We start from the raw sequence: 16,348 nt of genomic DNA, 5'->3' as shown, positions 1-16,348 counted from the left end.
CACTTACGCCTCCTTCTTGGTCGAAGCAACAGAATCGGTAGCGGCCACAGGCGTAACACCCGCGCCCGCAGCACCGCCCGCGACATCAAAGCGAGCGACATCCGCGGCGCTCGCGCGACCGGTCACGATGTCAAACGCCAACTCCTCGGCCTGCGCATGCGTCTTGCCGACGGCCTCGGCCGCAGCGACAATCGCCAGCACGCGCTCGTACTCGATCGGAATGACCTTCACAAAGTGCTTGCTCATCGTCTCAAAGCTGTAGAGCAGCTTAATGCCGCGCGGGCTCTGTGTCGCGTCCACGTGCTCCTGGATGAGCGCACGAATCTGCGCCAGCTCGTCGGCCGTCGGGGCCTTGAGCTCCACGCTCTCGTGGTTCACACGGGCATCGAGCGTGCCGTACTGGTCAAAGACATAGGCCACGCCACCCGTCATGCCGGCGGCGAAGTTCTGCCCGACCTCGCCCAGGATGAGCGCCAGACCACCCGTCATGTACTCGCAGCCATGGTTGCCGCAGCCCTCGACCACCACCGTGGCACCGGAGTTGCGTACGCCAAAGCGCTGGCCTGCCAGGCCGTTAATGAAGCCGCGGCCGCTCGTGGCGCCAAAGAACGCAACGTTGCCCACGATGATGTTCTCATCGAACTTGTAGGTCGCATGCGGGTTGGGGCGCACCGACACCTCGCCGCCCGAAAGGCCCTTGCCAAAGTAGTCGTTGGCGTCGCCGCACACGTTGAGCGTAATGCCGCGCGGCAGGAAGGCGCCAAAGCTCTGACCGGCCGAACCATCGCAATCGATGGTGATGGAGCCGGCGGGCAGGCCCTCGGGATGCGCCTTGGTCACCGCGTTGCCCAAGATGGTGCCCACGCAGCGGTTGACGTTGGCGATATCGGCGCGGAAGCGAATCGGGCGCAGGTGCGCACGGGCATCGGCCGTATAGGGCACAAACAACGTGGAGTCGAGCGTCTTGTCGAGCTCGCTGTCCGCAGCCATCTGGGGCAGGAAGTGACGGCCGTCGGCACCCGGGATGTGGGCACCAAACTCACAGGTCGCGCTCGCCAGCACAGGCGACAGATCCAGCAGGTTAGCCTTGCGGTTGCCCGGGACCTCAATCTGGCGCAAGCACTCGGGATGGCCGACCATCTCGTCGACGGTGCGGAAGCCCAGGCTCGCCATGACCTCGCGCAGCTGCTCGGCAACAAAGAGCATAAAGTGCTCAACGTGCTCGGGCTTGCCGCGGAAGCCGCGACGCAGGCGGCAGTTTTGCGTAGCGATGCCGGCGGGGCAGGTATCCTGCTGGCAGTCGCGCTGCATGAGGCAGCCCATCGAGATGAGCGGCATGGTCGCAAAGCCAAACTCCTCGGCACCCAGCAGGCAGGCGACGGCGACGTCGGTGCCGTCCATGAGCTTGCCATCGGCCTCGAGCACCACGCGTGAGCGCAAACCGTTTTGCAGCAGCGTCTGCTGGGCCTCGGCAAGGCCAAGCTCCAGCGGCAGACCCGCGTGCCAGATAGAGTCGCGCGCAGCGGCACCCGAGCCGCCATTGTGGCCGCTGATCAAAATCTTGTCGGCAGCGCCCTTGGCCACGCCGGTGGCGATGGTGCCGACGCCGGCCTCGCTGACCAGCTTGACCGACACGCGCGCGCCGGGGTTGGCGTTCTTAAGGTCAAAGATCAGCTCTGCCAGGTCCTCGATGGAGTAGATGTCGTGGTGCGGCGGAGGCGAGATCAGGCCGATGCCGGGCGTGGACTGACGGACCTCGGCAATCCAGGGGTAGACCTTCCTGCCGGGCAGGTGACCGCCCTCGCCGGGCTTGGCGCCCTGGGCCATCTTGATCTGAATCTCGAAGGCGCTGCACAGGTAGCGGCTCGTCACGCCAAATCGCGCACTTGCTACCTGCTTGATCGCGGAGTTCTTGGAGTCACCGTTAGCCAGTGGGGTCTCGCGACGCGGATCCTCGCCGCCCTCGCCGGAATTGGAACGGCCGTGCAGGCGGTTCATGGCGATGGCCATGCACTCGTGCGCCTCTTTGCTGATGGAGCCATACGACATGGCGCCGGTGTTAAAGCGGCGGACGATATTGAGCGCAGGTTCCACCTCGTCGAGCGAAACCGGGGTGCGGCCGCTGGCATCAAAGTCGAGCAGGTCGCGCAGGCGCACGGCACGGCCGGTGCGGTGCAGGCGGGCGCTGTACTCCTTAAAGGTGTCGTAGCTGTCCTCACGGCAGGCGGTCTGCAGCAAGTAGACAGTCTGCGGATCGATGAGGTGATCCTCGCCGCCGAGCGGGCGCCACTTAGTCAGACCCAGTGTGGGCAGCTGATCGGGAGCCGGGCTCTTAAGGATGGCGAGCGCGGCGTCGTAGCGTTCGTTCTGCTCGCGCTCGACGTCCTCGACACCCATACCGCCCACACGGCTCACCGTGCCGGCAAAGTACGCGTTGACGAACTCGGGCGTAAAGCCCACGGCCTCGAAGATCTGCGCCGAATGGTAGCTCTGCACCGTGGAGATGCCCATCTTGGACATGATGGAGACGATACCCGCCGTCGCGGCCTTATTGTAGTTGTCGATGCCCTGCTCGGCCGTCACGTCCAGGTCGCCGCGCGCCGCCAGATCGCGGATGCACGCATGTGCGTTGTACGGATAGATGCCACTCGCGGAGTAGCCCACCAGTGCCGCAAAGTCGTGCGGAGACACGGCGTCGCCGCACTCCACCACGATGTCGGCAAAGGTACGCACGCCGGCGCGGATCAGGTGGGTGTGCACGCAGCCCACAGCGAGCAGCGACGGCACGGGCACCTCGCCCGCAGCGGCACGATCGCTCAGCACCACGATGTTCACACCGTCGCGGACCGCAGCCTCAACGTCCTCGGCAAGCTGCTTAAGCGCAGCCTGCAGCGCGCCCTCGCCGGCGTCGCGGCGGTAGACGGCACGGAAGCGACGGATCTTAAAGCCCACGCGGTCGATGGCGCAGATGCGGTCGAACTCCTCCTCGTTGAGCAACGGGCGCTCCAGGCGCACCAGCTGGCAGGCCGTGCGGGAGTCCTCGAGCAGGTTACCGTGGTTGCCCAGGTAGAGCGTGGTCGAGGTTACCATATGCTCGCGCAGGGCATCGATCGGCGGATTCGTGACCTGGGCGAACAGCTGATAGAAGTAATCGAAGAACGAACGCGTCTTCTTGGACAGGCAGGCTAGCGGCGCATCGATACCCATCGAAGCGAGCGGTGCCTTGCCCTGCTGGGCCATGGGGCGCACGACCTCGTCAACATCATCCCAGTGATAGCCGAGCTTGGCCATACGCACGGCGGTAGGCACCTCGTCGTCCTCGGCGGGTGTTGCCGCAACGGGCTCATCGAGCGCGTCGACGGTCAGCGTCTCCTCGGCAATCCAATCACGGTAGGGCTTTTCCTTGGCGTAACGGGCACGCAGCTCGTCGTTGTAGATGACGCGACCGCGGGCAAAGTCGACCTCGAGCATCTGGCCCGGCCCCAGACAGCCGCTCGTCAGGATGTTCTCGGGGCTCACCTCGATGGTGCCCACCTCGCTTGCCAGCATAAAGCGACCGTCGCGCGTCACATAGTAGCGGGCGGGACGCAGGCCGTTGCGGTCGAGGGCAGCACCCAGGGTACGGCCGTCGGTAAAGGCGATGGCGGCCGGGCCGTCCCAGGGCTCCATGAGCATGGACTGGTAGGCGTCGTAGGCGCGGCGCTCCTCGCTCAGGCTGTCGTTGTGGTCCCACGGCTCGGGCAGCAGCATGGACGCGGCACGCGTGAGCGGACGGCCGTTCATGACCAAAAACTCAAGCACATTGTCCAGAATCGCGGAGTCGGAGCCCTCGCGGTTGATGATGGGCATCACGCGCTCAAGATCGTGCTGCAGCACGGGGCTGTACAGGTTGGGTTCGCGGGCGCGAATCCAGTTGACGTTGCCCTTGAGGGTGTTGATCTCGCCGTTGTGGATGATAAAGCGGTTGGGGTGCGCGCGTTCCCAGCTGGGCGTGGTGTTGGTGGAGTAGCGCGAGTGGACGAGCGCCACGGCCGTCTTGACGGCGGCGTCGTTGAGATCGATGAAGAAGCGGCGCATCTGCGTGGCGACCAGCATGCCCTTGTACACGATGGTGCGCGAGCTCATGGAGCATACATAGAAGATTTTGTCGCGCAGGGCAAACTCAGCGTCGGCCTTCTTCTCGATGGTGCGGCGGCACACGTACAGGCGGCGCTCGAAGGCATCGCCGGCGGGCGTGTCGTCCGGACGGCCCAGGAAGGCCTGCAGGATAGTGGGCATACAGGCGCGGGCCGTCTCGCCCAGGTCGTGCGGGTCAACCGGCACCTCGCGCCAAAAGAGCAGCGGCACGCCGGCCTCGGCGCAGCCCTCCTCAAACACGCGGCGGGCATCCTCTACGCCCTTCTCGTCCTGCGGGAAGAACAGCATGGCCACGCCATAGTCGCCCTCTGCCGGCAGAATCTGGCCACACTTTTGAGCCTCTTTACGGAAAAAGTGATGCGGAACCTGGAACAGGATACCAGCGCCGTCGCCGGTGTTCTTCTCGAGTCCGGTGCCACCGCGGTGCTCCAAGTTGACCAGAATGGACAGTGCATCGTCCAGAATCTGGTGATGGCGCTCACCGTTGATATCGGCAAGCGCGCCGATGCCGCATGCATCGTGGTCGAATTCGGGGCGATAAAGGCCCTGCTGCTGAGCGGAATCTGCCTGCATCGCGATCCTCCCCTAGATATTAGACAGTCAGTTGAATAGGCATACTAGGAGCACCGCCGGCCCGTTGTGTTTCCCGCCCGTTTCGAAACAATCGCGTAACGCACACCCTACGAGTGGACACCGCCGACCTCAAGGACGGCAACAAGGGCCCCAAGTTCGACCTGTAAGCTCACCGCTTCAAACATCTCAATCTGTAACAGTAAGACCCAATTTCCATCCCTAGTTGTTACAGATCAAGACATTTCGCAGCCCCCTTTCACCATCCTATTCAAATACAGCAATTTTGTTAGTCTTGATTAACTTTTGAGCCTAAAACGGGTATCCTTTCCGGCGTCAAGCAAACGGCACGCAGGAGCGCACCATGATCAACCATCTCAAACATCATTTTGGCTCCCGACGCACCGGCGGTCACGGAGGACTCGACATCGCACGGCATATCGGCCCCGGATTGCTCGTGACCGTCGGCTTTATCGACCCGGGCAACTGGGCCTCCAATATGGCCGCGGGCTCGCAGTTTGGCTACGCGCTGCTGTGGATCGTCACGCTGTCCACGATTATGCTGATCGTCTTGCAGCACAACGCGGCGCACCTGGGCATCGCCACGGGCGCCTGCCTTGCCGAGGCCACGACCCGCTTTCTCCCCCGCTTCGTTGGGCGCACGGTGCTCGCCAGCGCCTACCTCGCGACCATCGCCACCGCCATGGCCGAAGTCCTGGGCGGTGCGATCGCGCTTCAAATGCTCTTTGGCCTGCCCGTACGCGCCGGCTGCGTCATCGTCGCGGCGGCATCGATTGCCATGCTCATGACAAGCTCCTACAAACGCGCCGAGCGATGGATCATCGCCTTCGTGGGCGTGGTAGGACTTTCGTTTTTGGCCGAGCTTGCACTAGTCAACGTCGACTGGCCGCAAGCCGCCACAAGCTGGATCACACCCCGTATGCCCACCGGCTCGGCCGCGATTATCGTAAGTGTCCTAGGCGCGGTCGTTATGCCCCACAACCTCTTCCTGCACTCCGAGGTCATCCAATCCATGCACTTCGAAGGCCAAGGCGAGCAGGTTATCGAAGAGCGTCTGCGCTATGAGCTCTTCGACACGCTCTTTTCGATGGGCGTGGGCTGGGCGATCAACTCGGCCATGGTCATCCTGGCCGCAACGACCTTCTTTGCGCACGGCATTGTCGTAGACGACCTCGCCGTCGCAGCGGCCACGCTCTCCCCCATCTTGGGCCCGGCGAGCTCGACCATCTTTGCGGTAGCGCTGCTGTTCGCGGGACTATCGAGCAGCGTGACAGCGGGCATGGCGGCGGGAACCATCACCGCGGGCATGTTCGACGAGGAATACGACATCCACGACCGGCACTCATCGATTGGAGTGGCGGTCTGTTTCGTCGGCGCAGTGGCGGCGTGCCTGATCGTCCCGAATCCTTTTGAGGGTCTCATCTGGAGTCAGGCATTGTTGTCGCTTCAGTTGCCGATTACGGTCTTTGTGCTCATACGACTCACCAGTTCGCCCCGCGTTATGGGCAAATACGCCAACTCGCGCCCGCTCAACGCGCTGCTCGTAGGGATCGGCGTCATCGTGACGATTCTCGACATCGTGCTGCTAACGGGGATGTAATTGGGATAGCGTGGCTGTCCAGATATAACGTCTCAATCTGTAACACGTAAGGCCGTTTTAAACCGTCAGATAAATCAAAAGGGTCCCAGCCGGAATATCCAGCCGGGACCCTTGGACAGAGCTCTGTATGGCTAATCGCCGTGTGTCTACGAGTTACTCCTCGACGAGCTCAAACTCATCGGGGCCGACGCCGCACACCGGGCACACGTAATCCTCGGGCAGCTCGGGCGTGTCGACCTCAACCTCGTAACCGCAAACGGTGCACACAAACTTATACGTCTTCTTCTCCTCAGCCATGATGTTCTCCTCTCGAACGTGACTGCTGGTGTACTTACTTATTAGTATATATTCTCAATAGTATAATGCAAGTATTTTTAGAACATTTCTAGCCTTGATACGACGAGGCTTTGGGCGGCGTCTTGCCCTTTAGCACCTTGTGATAGTAGTCGTACGTCAGCGGCGTCTCGTCGCTCAGGCGCTCGGCATCCTCGACCTCGCCAATAAACAGCAGATGCGTTCCCACATCCACAGTGTCGATCAAACGGCAGCTAAACAGGGCCGCCGCGTGCTCGGGCACATAGGGCATGCCCAGAGCCGTCTCGCGGGTCTCGTATTTGGCAAACTTGTCATAATCGCTGCTGGTGCGGAACCCAAAGTTACCGATGTAGAGCATGTCGGCGGTCTGACCGATCACGGTCAGCGCGAACGCTTTGGCCGATGCGATGACGCCCGAGGTGACATTGTCCTTGTTCACGGCAACCGAAATACGCGGCGGCATGGACGTCACCTGCACCGCAGTATTGATGACGCAGCCGGCGCGCAGCCCGTCTGCCGCAGCGCTCACCACGTACAGACCGCTCGGCATGGTAAAGAACGCAGTTTTGTCCATAACGATCACTCCCCTAGCTCGGGTTGGAACCTCATGAATGTATGTACCCACAAAAAAGGCGGCACCCATAACGGACGCCGCCTTTGAGACATATGTGTCAGAACAGTAAGAAAGATGAGACGCCCGCAGTTGCGGTGAAATAGGGACTGAATAGCCCCTCAAACAGGAAAACAGTCCGTATTCCACCGCAACTTATACAGAGTGCCTAGCGGTTGCGTTCCTTAAGGGCGCGGTCGATCTCGCGTTGGACATCACGCTTGGCCATGTCCTCGCGCTTGTCGTAGAGCTTCTTGCCGCGACCCAGACCCAGCAGCAGCTTTACGCGGCCGTCGGTATTAAAGTAGAGCTCCAACGGAACCAGCGCATAACCACGGTTGCGAAGTTTGCCGTCAAGAAAGTCGATCTCCTTGCGGTGCAGCAGCAGACGACGCCGACGGTCAGGATCGCGATTCCACACGCCACCATGGCTATAAGGGTGGATATGCAGGCCGACGAGCCAGCACTCCCCGCCGCGGATCAGCGCGAAGGTATCGGTGATCTGGCAGGCGCGCTCGCGAATCGACTTGACCTCGGTGCCACTCAGCTCAATACCGCACTCAAACGTCTCATCGATAAAGTACTCGTGATGTGCCGAGCGATTCTTGGAAATGAGTTTGCGCTCGCGCTTACTGGGCATCGCCGGCCTCCTTGGCGCCATCGGCGTTTGAGCCCGCAGCCTCGCGCTTTGCCTTGCGCTCGGCATTGAGCTCGGCATCGCTCTCGCGCACCAGTTTGATAATCGCCGCGCAGGCCTCCTCGCCCACCAAGTCGCGAGCACGTACCGTCAGGCGCGTCGCCTCCTGCTTGTCGCCGTCGCTTGCAGCATCGGTCGCGCACATAATCAGGCAGATGGCAATCTCGGCCGAAGGCGAGGTCGGCACGCCTTGCAGGGCCAGTTCACCCATCACGTGGTCGTCGCTCTCATCGGCGGCATCCGGATAGGTGGTATGGATCTTGTTGAGCAGGCGCGTCGTATGCGCATCGTTGGGCGCCAGGCGCAGCGCCAGACGCGCGCAGCCCACGGCAGCCGAAACGTTCTCGGTCTCGGGCTCCAAGAAGTACTGACCTAGATTGGCGTAAGCGCGGGCGGCGCACTTGCCATCGCTTGCACGCTCCAGCACCGAGAACGAGAGCGATGCCCATTCCTGCTTGTCCTCGAGAGCGCGGAACAGCTCGGCCAGATCCAGGCGGCAGTTGCAGTTCATGGGGTCCCAGCGCACGGCCTGCATCAAGGCGTTGCGAGCACTCACATAATCCTGCTGGCGAATGTAGGCAAACGCCATGTCAGAGTACAGGCGGTCAAACGGCACCTCGACCTGCACGAGCTCGCGCGGATCCTTCTCCACGCGGCGATAGGCCAAGCGCTCAAACTTGCTATCGAAGCTAAAGTATTGACGCTTCTCCTCCGTCTTGCACTCAGCGTCGATATACTCCTCGGCGAGCTCCACCAGACGCTCCAGCAGCGGCGTCGCCGTAGCCAGGTCGCCCTGCGCCAGATAGTTCTCGGCATACGTGATGTCTTGCAAGCTGATGGGCAGATCCATGGCTACTCCTCGATCTGAGCGAAACACGGCAGGCGCCGTATATACGGTTAATACACAAAACCCGGGTCTCTTACGAGGCCCGGGCGTTCAATTTTGGTAGCCCGTACCAGATTCGAACTGGTGATCTCCGCCTTGAGAGGGCGGCGTCCTAAACCGCTAGACGAACGGGCCATATGTAGCAAATGCAATGGCTGGGATGGAGGGAGTCGAACCCCCATTGACGGAACCAGAATCCGCTGTCCTGCCATTAGACGACATCCCAATGACTGCATCGCTGCGCTCGGCTGTGCCTTTGCGCAAGAAAGAAATATACGGGAAGTCTCGCCGTGACGCAAGCCCCAATTTTGACTTTTTTGAAATTCAGTCAAATTGGCCTAATTTAGTCCAACCCGTGAAGGACCTGTGAAGCCAACCGCTGTACACGAAGGGCAAAACGCCGCGAGCGGTAGCCGTCAACCGTTGGCAGATTCTACCGCGAAAACGATAGCACCAGGCAACACAATCGAAGTATCAATGATCACGTAGATATCGAGGCGCCATGGACGAAGAGCTTGATTACCTATGGGAGACCCTGGGCCTCGAGATCACTGCCGACCTTTGGCCCGAACGGGACAAAATCCATCCCACACTGCGCCCCGCCATTACTGTGGTGCAGGCAAAATACCGCCGTGCATCCTTTTTGATCATGCGGATGTCATGGCACGCGGGACTCCCCGACCTTAAGCGAATCCAGGCAAGCCTCGTCGAGTTGTCCGGTATGCCGACCGTCATATCCGAGACGCACCTGGAGCAGCGCCAGCGCGAGCGACTGCAACAGCAGCGGATTCCCTTTATCTGCCCCGGCGTTCAGGCATATCTGCCCTTTATGGACGAGGAGTACTGGAGCGGCAAGCCCAACAAACACGTAAAGGTCTACGATCCGCACGAATGGGCACAGCTGGCGGACTGACTGGGGCAGGCCCGCCGGCGGAAAGTGCGTCCCAGATTTCAAGCTCAAACTGGTCCCCACTTTCCCGTCGAGCCCTCAACCGGAAACCGTGTCCCACAATCGAAGCTCAGAATGGGACGTGCTTTCCGCAACCGGCCACTTTGGGAAAGCGCATCCCATTCTGGAAGCGAATTCCGGGTCGCACTTTCCGCAGCCGCTACAGCAACGCCTCGGCCCAAGCCGATTCCCTAAAGCCTGGAATCACAAAGTCGTCGCCCACCAGCAGCGGACGCTTGACCAGCATGCCGTCGGTCGCCAGCAGCTCGTAGCACTCCCGATCCGTCATGCCCGCATCCAGACGCGCCTTCAGGCCCAGCTCTCGATATTTCATGCCCGACGAATTAAAGAAGCGCCGCACCGGCAGCCCCGAACGAGCAATCCAGGTCGCAAGCTCATCAGCCGTGGGATTGTCCAAAACGATATCGCGGTCGATGTACTCTACCCCATGTTCGTCCAGCCATGCCTTGGCCTTCTTACAGGTCGAGCACTTGGAATATTCAACAAACAGTACGGTCATGGGAATCCTCCGAATATAGATCGGCCAACGCAGGCACACGCCACACGAGGCGCCTTCGTATGATGGGCCAATTGTAGCCCGCGGGTCACACGTTAAACGAACCGTACCCCGAATCCGCGTTTGATGAACGGCAGCAGTTCCATTGCCTCGGGCGTGATATGGCCCGCAACGTTCATGCGCTCGTCACCGGGAAGATCGACCCGCGCAATCTCAAGCTCGCCTTCGTAGCGCCCATATCCGCTATTGCTCACAGCGATCGACCCCGCCTTTCGCGGCAGGCCGGCTCCGGCATCCGTCGGCACGGAATCCGGCTTAAGCGTCGTACGTGACTCCTGAGACCTAAAGATGAGGACGCTCGAGTCGGGTCGGTCGTGATGAATCTGCCCGCGCACATAGGCATAACTGAGCTCAAGCTCGCATTGCAGGTCCACGTATCCGGCGGAAACTTGAGCAAACTGCGCCCAGCCCGCATCGGAAAGATCGGGGTCGCCGACCAACACAATGTCGCAATCGGCGCCATGTGCAAGCTCAAGCATATTGAGGGCAACCTTTGACGCGCGACCGCGCTGCGCCTCGACCGTCGGCAGTCCCTCGAATACCGGCCCGCGAACGTTAGCATCACCCGGCACAAAAGCCATGATTTCGAATCCAAGCGCCGCAAGACGAAGATTCACCCGAGCAATGTCCTCCAGAGCTAAACCGGTATAAGGCTTGGGGTAAAAATTGTGGCAGGCGGCAAAACGAGTCACATCGGCACCGGCCTCACGCCACGATGCGATTTCATCAGAACTCACTGTCGATGCATTGACCACAATGCGAAATACACCGGACAGCTCCGCGACCCGCTGGGCGCTAAAGCCATAGTCCAAACGAAGGTATTCCAACCCCAGATCGCGCAAGTCCTCGATGCGCTCAAGCCCGAGCAAATCGCACGTGCGAGGCCCCACATCGGCAATGAGCGCAATGCCGCGGGCGGAAAGCAGCGACAGCACATGACGGACCTTATCGGCATACGCCGCTCCCCCATCCTCGGGAATATGCAGCGAGGTGAACGCATAGCGCGCACCCGCCGCGGCACCACGCTCAATCGTCCGCTCAATATCCTGCAGAGGGCTGGAAAGATAAATCGAAATACCCGTTTTCACGCTTCAACGCTCCTTTAAAAAAGGCCGGCGGAGCAGTTAGCCCCGCCGGCACAACCATAGCATCAAGAAATCTGCCGCGCACCGCGAGCCCCGAGCAACACGGCTCGCGATATCAAACTACTCGCCAAAGAACTCGTTGATCTTCTGCTCGTCGACGCCAAAGAACCACGTCAGGACAAAGCCGGCGGCATAGGCAAGCAGCATAGCGGCAACGTAGCCGAGCTGCTGGCCAGGAACAACGATCAGTAGGCCAAACAGACCGGAAACGCCCTGAGAAACCGTGCCGATGTGAAGCAGCGCCGCGAGCGCGCCGCCAAATCCGGCACCCAGGCAGGCCGTCACAAACGGACGAACGAGCGGCAGCGTAACAGCATACATCAGAGGCTCGCCCACACCCAGGATTCCAACGGGAATGGACTCTGCGACGTACTTCTTGAGCTTGGCGTTCTTGGTCTTAAAGTACAGCGCCAAACCGGCACCGACCTGGCCGCCGCCAGCCATCATAAGGATGGGAAGCAGGTAATTGATACCCTTGGTAGCGCCGTCGGGATCGTTGAGCATAGCGTGGATCGGCGTGAGCGCCTGATGCAGGCCGACGGACACCAGCGGCAAGAAGCCTGCCGACAGGATATAGCCGCCCAGGACGCCCAGTTTCTCGAAGATAAAGGTCAAAACGCTAAAGATGGCAGTCGTCAGCCATGCGCCAACCGGCTGGATGACGAGCATCAGAGCAAAGGCGCCGATGATGAGCACCAGCAGCGGGGACAAGAACGTGTCGAGTGCGTTGGGCATAACCTTGCGAATCTGACGCTCCATCCAGGCAAAAAATGCACCAGCGATGAGAGCCGCGATCATGCCACCCGCCGCGGGGTTGTACTGCGCACTGGTGAGCGGCAGCAGAATGGCAGTGGCAGGATCAGCCGCGCCAGGCGCAAGCAGGGGCATGGCACTGTTGGCGATACACATCATGCCGGCGATGCCGCCCAGCGCAGCGGAGCCACCAAACTCACGTGCCGCGTTATAGCCCACCAAGATGGGCAGATAGGCAAACAGAGCCCAGCCCATGGAACGAATGCCCTGGTACCACCACTCGCCTGCAAGCGCGCCTGCCGTCGAGACGTTAATGACGTTACAGATACCGTTGATGAGGCCAGCCGCAATGATGCCGGGAAGCAGGGCGACGAAGACATTGGAAATCTTCTTGAGGAAGGCCTGAACCGGCTTGGACTCGTACTTGGCTTTCTGCGCGGCCTTGTTTGTGGCCGCAGCGTCAACCACGCTCTCGTCGGCAACGCCTTTCGCAAGGCCGGTGAGCTTGGAGAACTCCTCGAGCACCTTATTCACCTTGCCCGGACCCAGCACGATCTGCATCGTGTCGTCCTCGACCAGGCCCATCACGCCGTCGAGCGCCTTAATACCCTCCGTGTCGACGTTGCCCGTGTCTTTGACGGTCACGCGCAGGCGCGTCATGCACGCCGCGTTTGCGAGCACGTTGTCTTTACCGCCCAAAAGGTCCAGCAGCTTTTGAGCCAGCTCTTTGTTCGTCATAACTCCTCCTTGTATTGGGTATCTCGTCTAGATGTCATATCAGCTCACGCCGTGCACCTATTGGACATCGGCATTGCTCTTCTCATGGCCACTCACCGCAGTACGGACATGGCCGTGCGCCCGTTCAAGAGCTACCGCAGCCTGCTCGGCATCGCAGTCCAACAGCACCGAGACAATAGCGGTTTTTACGTGGCCGCCGGCATCCGCAAGCGCCTGAACAGCGCGCTCGCGCGTGCAGCCGGTCGCCTCCATCACGATGTTCTGGCCGCGCACCACCAACTTCTCGTTCGTCTGCTGCACATCGACCATCAGGTTTTGGTATACCTTGCCGATCTTGACCATGGCACCGGTCGAAATCATGTTGAGAATGAGCTTTTGAACCGTTCCCGCCTTGAGCCTCGTTGAGCCGGTCAGCACCTCGGGACCGGGCACGGGCTCAATGGCAAGATCTGCGCTCTCCCCGATCTTCGACCCTTGGTTGCAGGCAATTGCAATGGTCTTGCACCCAGTTGCCTTGGCGTACGCAAGGCCGCCCACCACATAAGGAGTACGGCCGCTTGCCGCCAGGCCAACGACAAGATCCTTGTCCGAGAGTCCACGCTCCCGCAGGTCGCTCGCGCCAAGCTCCTCGCTGTCTTCGGCACCTTCGACAGCCTTGATAAACGCCGTCTCGCCTCCGGCAATGAGCCCGACAATCAGATCGGGTGACACGCCAAACGTGGGCGGACACTCCGAAGCGTCGAGTACGCCCAGACGACCGCTGGTGCCTGCGCCCATGTAAAAGACGCGCCCGCCGCGCTCGAGTGTCTCAGCAGCCCAGTCGATTGCCATGGCAACCTGGGGCAACACTTTCGTGACCGACTGGACGGCACGAAGATCCTCATCGTTCATCGTCGTGACGATTTGCAGCGATGTCATCGTATCGAGGTCCATTGACCTTTGATTACGCTGTTCGGTCGTGAATTTTGTTAAATCGAGCATTTCATTCACCTCATCTTTCCTGTTTCTCGATGTAGTTTTGCTTTATGACATGCGTCGCCCGTTCGTAGTCGCTGGCAACGTAAGCAGCGTACAGGGCATCGACAACCATAAGCTGGGCCATACGCGAAGCCATGGCACCGCTGCGGACCAAGGGTTCACTCGCAGCGACGCCGAGCACGGCATCGGCCATGGTGGCAAGCTTGGATGATCCATCTACTTTGGTAACGGCCACAACGGGACAGTTGTGACGTTGAGCCTCGGCGGTGCAGTCCAGCACCTCTTGCGTCAAGCCCGAGTAGCTAAAGGCGATTGCCATATCGCCCTCATGCATGTTCTTGGCACATAAGAGCTGATCATGCCAGTCGTCGTACAGATGGCACTCTTTGTCGACACGCATGAGCTTTTGCGCCAGGTCGTGCGCGACCAAACGAGAGGCACCAATACCGAACAGATTGACCGCGCGTGCCCGCTTAAGACGGGCCGCGCATCGCTCCAAGACGGTGTAATCGAGCGTTCGCGCCGTCGCCTCGATTGTGCGCACGTTGCTTTTCATCACCTTCCCCACGATACGTTCGACGCTGTCATCCATGGAGATGTCCTCGAGGGCTATGTCTTTCTTGTCACCTAAGAGCGCCAGCTCGGCAATCAGTTCGCGCTGGAACTCCTTGTAGCCCGCAAAACCCAAACGCTTGCAAAAGCGCAAAATGCTCGAGGGCGAGGAGAACGTGACATCGGCAAGACCGCGGACGGACAGCCCGACCACCTCGTGCGGATGAGCGCTTACATATGCGATGACATTGCGTTCCGCCGGGCTCGCGCTGAGCTCACGCTCGCGAAGCCGCAAAAGCAATCCGTTTGCCATCTCAAACACCTCCGTTGAGAAGAATTAAAGACCAACGAACGATTCGTACCGGATACAAACAGCTTTTGCGGTACATTGTGCCGCATCGTGGCGCACAAAGGGCGAGCGTTCTACCGCTCGCCCCTCAAATCCGACCGCTCGGAAATACGCGCGACACAAAATAATTCAACAAGGTCGCATTATCAGAAACGGGTTTGTTACCGGCTAGCGCCTCGCATGGGCGCCGATCGGCCGAGTCGCATGGCGCACTAACGCCGCCGCCAGCAATACCAACAGCATGGCGGTGACATAGCCCGCAGCATCGAATCCTAAATCGATAACGTCGAAATGCCTGCCGGGAACAAAGATCTTATGTACCTGATCGCCAACGGAGCAGGCGGCGCAAAAGAGCAATACAGGCACGCAACGGGAGCATACGCTCCACGGACGCCTGGAAAAGCAAACCACGACCACCGAGGCGAACAATCCGACGAAGAAAAACTCTACGGTATGGGCAACGCGACGGACGTTTGTGCCCACCCACATGCGAATGGAAGCAAGTCGGCCAGACCGGACATTCGAGGCAGCCGAATCGGCGCCCCCGGTCATTCCGTTCTCTGTCTGGGCTTCACCCGTGGCATCGGCAGCCTGAACGCCCGTAGCCTGACCCTCCACCACACGCGCGGTGGACTCGCTCAGCAACGACGTCTCCACCGCATTTTGCTCCGTCAGCACCCAGATGCCCGCCAGCGTTGCAACGAACAGAACGATCGCGGTCCATCCGATTATTTGTTTTACGCGCGCCAAGGGCCAACCTCCTTTTTTGAATATCAGCGAGTGTAGCCCCAAATGGCATCGTCACCGTATCAAAATTTGAATCGCAACAGGAAGCGACAAAGCGACGCAAACCCCTACCCCGCCTCGCGCATCCAGCGATCGAACGTCCCCACGCACACGCCCAGGCACTTTGCTGCCTGGCTGCGGGTAATATCGCCTGCCTCATAGCTATCGCGCACCAGCTCAAACTGAGGAGGGCACGGCTTGCGAGGTCGACCGAAACGAACCCCTCGCGCCCGCGCCGCTGCAATTCCCTCCGCCTGGCGCCGATGGATATTCTCGCGCTCCACCTGCGCCACGTAGCTCAGCAGTTGCAGCACAATATCGGCAATCAGGGTGTTGGTCACATCCGGCGCGCCGCTGGCCCTAGCGCGCGTGTCAAGCAATGGCATGTCCAACACCACAATGGCAACCCCGAGCTCCTTGGTGATGCGTCGCCATTCCTCAAGAATCTCGGAGTAATTACGACCAAGTCGGTCGATAGAAAGCACCACCAGCACGTCCCCGTCTCCCAGGACGTGCAGCAGCTCGCGATAATGCGGTCGATCGAAGTCCTTGCCGCTCGCATGGTCGGCATAAATATTCGCTGAGCCCACGCCATAGGCGCCCAGCGCATCCAGCTGCCGATTCAGATTCTGATCGCGCGAACTCACCCGCGCATACCCGTACACCGTCGCCATCTCATCCCCGC

At 60.4% G+C, this 16,348-nt stretch carries 14 protein-coding genes and 2 tRNA genes; 2 read left to right on the top strand and 14 right to left on the bottom strand.

Annotation, left to right across the window (positions count from 1 at the left end):
- Positions 1 to 3 precede the first annotated feature (3 nt).
- A complete protein-coding gene (gltB, locus tag FGQ67_RS04925) occupies positions 4 to 4,710 on the bottom strand; it encodes a glutamate synthase large subunit (RefSeq protein WP_138340412.1) in 4,707 nt (1,568 codons plus the stop codon).
- Between the two features lie 361 nt (positions 4,711 to 5,071).
- Here gltB and FGQ67_RS04920 point away from each other — a divergent pair, with 361 nt between their 5' ends.
- Positions 5,072 to 6,328, top strand: coding sequence for an Nramp family divalent metal transporter (locus tag FGQ67_RS04920; RefSeq protein ID WP_117769471.1), 1,257 nt, complete (start codon positions 5,072 to 5,074; stop codon positions 6,326 to 6,328).
- Positions 6,329 to 6,481: 153 nt separating this feature from the next.
- On the opposite strand, the gene FGQ67_RS04915 is transcribed toward FGQ67_RS04920, so the two are convergent.
- From FGQ67_RS04915 to FGQ67_RS04890, 6 genes are all read right to left on the bottom strand, one after another.
- The gene (locus tag FGQ67_RS04915) at positions 6,482 to 6,625 is read right to left on the bottom strand and encodes a rubredoxin-like domain-containing protein (protein ID WP_006235327.1); all 144 of its coding nucleotides are present in this window, start codon (positions 6,623 to 6,625) and stop codon (positions 6,482 to 6,484) included.
- Between the two features lie 88 nt (positions 6,626 to 6,713).
- The gene (locus tag FGQ67_RS04910; protein ID WP_117769469.1) at positions 6,714 to 7,217 is read right to left on the bottom strand and encodes a flavin reductase family protein; all 504 of its coding nucleotides are present in this window, start codon (positions 7,215 to 7,217) and stop codon (positions 6,714 to 6,716) included.
- A gap of 205 nt (positions 7,218 to 7,422) precedes the next feature.
- On the bottom strand, positions 7,423 to 7,893 hold the full coding sequence (smpB, locus tag FGQ67_RS04905) for an SsrA-binding protein SmpB (RefSeq protein WP_006235325.1): 471 nt from the start codon (positions 7,891 to 7,893) through the stop codon (positions 7,423 to 7,425).
- On the bottom strand, positions 7,883 to 8,800 hold the full coding sequence (locus FGQ67_RS04900) for a tetratricopeptide repeat protein (RefSeq protein WP_117769467.1): 918 nt from the start codon (positions 8,798 to 8,800) through the stop codon (positions 7,883 to 7,885). Before FGQ67_RS04900 ends, smpB begins: the two co-directional genes overlap by 11 nt.
- Positions 8,801 to 8,894: 94 nt before the next feature.
- Positions 8,895 to 8,971, bottom strand: a tRNA-Glu gene (locus FGQ67_RS04895).
- A gap of 17 nt (positions 8,972 to 8,988) precedes the next feature.
- Positions 8,989 to 9,062: transfer RNA gene (locus FGQ67_RS04890), tRNA-Gln, on the bottom strand.
- Between the two features lie 276 nt (positions 9,063 to 9,338).
- On the opposite strand from FGQ67_RS04890, the gene FGQ67_RS04885 reads away from it, so the two are divergent.
- Entirely contained in the window at positions 9,339 to 9,749 is a 411-nt protein-coding gene (locus FGQ67_RS04885; protein WP_138340411.1) for a hypothetical protein, read from the top strand.
- A 196-nt stretch (positions 9,750 to 9,945) separates the two neighbouring features.
- Here FGQ67_RS04885 and FGQ67_RS04880 read toward each other — a convergent pair whose 3' ends face one another.
- The 7 genes from FGQ67_RS04880 to FGQ67_RS04850 form a co-directional block, all read right to left on the bottom strand.
- Entirely contained in the window at positions 9,946 to 10,305 is a 360-nt protein-coding gene (locus FGQ67_RS04880; protein ID WP_138340410.1) for an arsenate reductase family protein, read from the bottom strand.
- A 92-nt stretch (positions 10,306 to 10,397) separates the two neighbouring features.
- Complete coding sequence (locus tag FGQ67_RS04875) at positions 10,398 to 11,450, bottom strand: MupG family TIM beta-alpha barrel fold protein (RefSeq protein ID WP_138340409.1); 1,053 nt, start codon at positions 11,448 to 11,450, stop codon at positions 10,398 to 10,400.
- A 117-nt stretch (positions 11,451 to 11,567) separates the two neighbouring features.
- Entirely contained in the window at positions 11,568 to 12,998 is a 1,431-nt protein-coding gene (locus FGQ67_RS04870) for a PTS transporter subunit EIIC (protein WP_117757888.1), read from the bottom strand.
- Positions 12,999 to 13,055: 57 nt separating this feature from the next.
- Positions 13,056 to 13,979: an N-acetylmuramic acid 6-phosphate etherase gene (murQ, locus tag FGQ67_RS04865; RefSeq protein WP_138340408.1), complete on the bottom strand. Its 924-nt coding sequence runs from the start codon at positions 13,977 to 13,979 to the stop codon at positions 13,056 to 13,058.
- A gap of 10 nt (positions 13,980 to 13,989) precedes the next feature.
- Positions 13,990 to 14,841 carry a MurR/RpiR family transcriptional regulator gene (locus tag FGQ67_RS04860; RefSeq protein ID WP_138340407.1) on the bottom strand — a complete coding sequence of 284 codons (852 nt, stop codon included), beginning with the start codon at positions 14,839 to 14,841 and terminating at the stop codon, positions 13,990 to 13,992.
- A 204-nt stretch (positions 14,842 to 15,045) separates the two neighbouring features.
- Positions 15,046 to 15,627, bottom strand: coding sequence for a VanZ family protein (locus tag FGQ67_RS04855; protein ID WP_171025202.1), 582 nt, complete (start codon positions 15,625 to 15,627; stop codon positions 15,046 to 15,048).
- Positions 15,628 to 15,731: 104 nt separating this feature from the next.
- A complete protein-coding gene (locus FGQ67_RS04850) occupies positions 15,732 to 16,337 on the bottom strand; it encodes a recombinase family protein (RefSeq protein ID WP_138340470.1) in 606 nt (201 codons plus the stop codon).
- Positions 16,338 to 16,348: the final 11 nt, after the last annotated feature.

Origin of the sequence: Collinsella aerofaciens, assembly GCF_005845035.1 — a bacterium.
GTDB classification, from domain to species: domain Bacteria; phylum Actinomycetota; class Coriobacteriia; order Coriobacteriales; family Coriobacteriaceae; genus Collinsella; species Collinsella aerofaciens_I.
The sequence above is the reverse complement of the archived record's forward strand: the minus strand, read 5'-3'. Positions and strand labels throughout refer to the sequence as shown.

Excerpts from the sequence above, each read along its gene's own strand:
- gltB (WP_138340412.1), bottom strand. The coding sequence starts at position 4,710 with ATGCAGGCAGATTCCGCTCAGCAGCAGGGCCTTTATCGCCCCGAATTC.
- FGQ67_RS04920 (WP_117769471.1), top strand. The coding sequence starts at position 5,072 with ATGATCAACCATCTCAAACATCATTTTGGCTCCCGACGCACCGGCGGT.
- FGQ67_RS04915 (WP_006235327.1), bottom strand. The coding sequence starts at position 6,625 with ATGGCTGAGGAGAAGAAGACGTATAAGTTTGTGTGCACCGTTTGCGGT.
- FGQ67_RS04910 (WP_117769469.1), bottom strand. The coding sequence starts at position 7,217 with ATGGACAAAACTGCGTTCTTTACCATGCCGAGCGGTCTGTACGTGGTG.
- smpB (WP_006235325.1), bottom strand. The coding sequence starts at position 7,893 with ATGCCCAGTAAGCGCGAGCGCAAACTCATTTCCAAGAATCGCTCGGCA.
- FGQ67_RS04900 (WP_117769467.1), bottom strand. The coding sequence starts at position 8,800 with ATGGATCTGCCCATCAGCTTGCAAGACATCACGTATGCCGAGAACTAT.
- FGQ67_RS04885 (WP_138340411.1), top strand. The coding sequence starts at position 9,339 with ATGGACGAAGAGCTTGATTACCTATGGGAGACCCTGGGCCTCGAGATC.
- FGQ67_RS04880 (WP_138340410.1), bottom strand. The coding sequence starts at position 10,305 with ATGACCGTACTGTTTGTTGAATATTCCAAGTGCTCGACCTGTAAGAAG.
- FGQ67_RS04870 (WP_117757888.1), bottom strand. The coding sequence starts at position 12,998 with ATGACGAACAAAGAGCTGGCTCAAAAGCTGCTGGACCTTTTGGGCGGT.
- murQ (WP_138340408.1), bottom strand. The coding sequence starts at position 13,979 with ATGCTCGATTTAACAAAATTCACGACCGAACAGCGTAATCAAAGGTCA.
- FGQ67_RS04860 (WP_138340407.1), bottom strand. The coding sequence starts at position 14,841 with ATGGCAAACGGATTGCTTTTGCGGCTTCGCGAGCGTGAGCTCAGCGCG.
- FGQ67_RS04850 (WP_138340470.1), bottom strand. The coding sequence starts at position 16,337 with ATGGCGACGGTGTACGGGTATGCGCGGGTGAGTTCGCGCGATCAGAAT.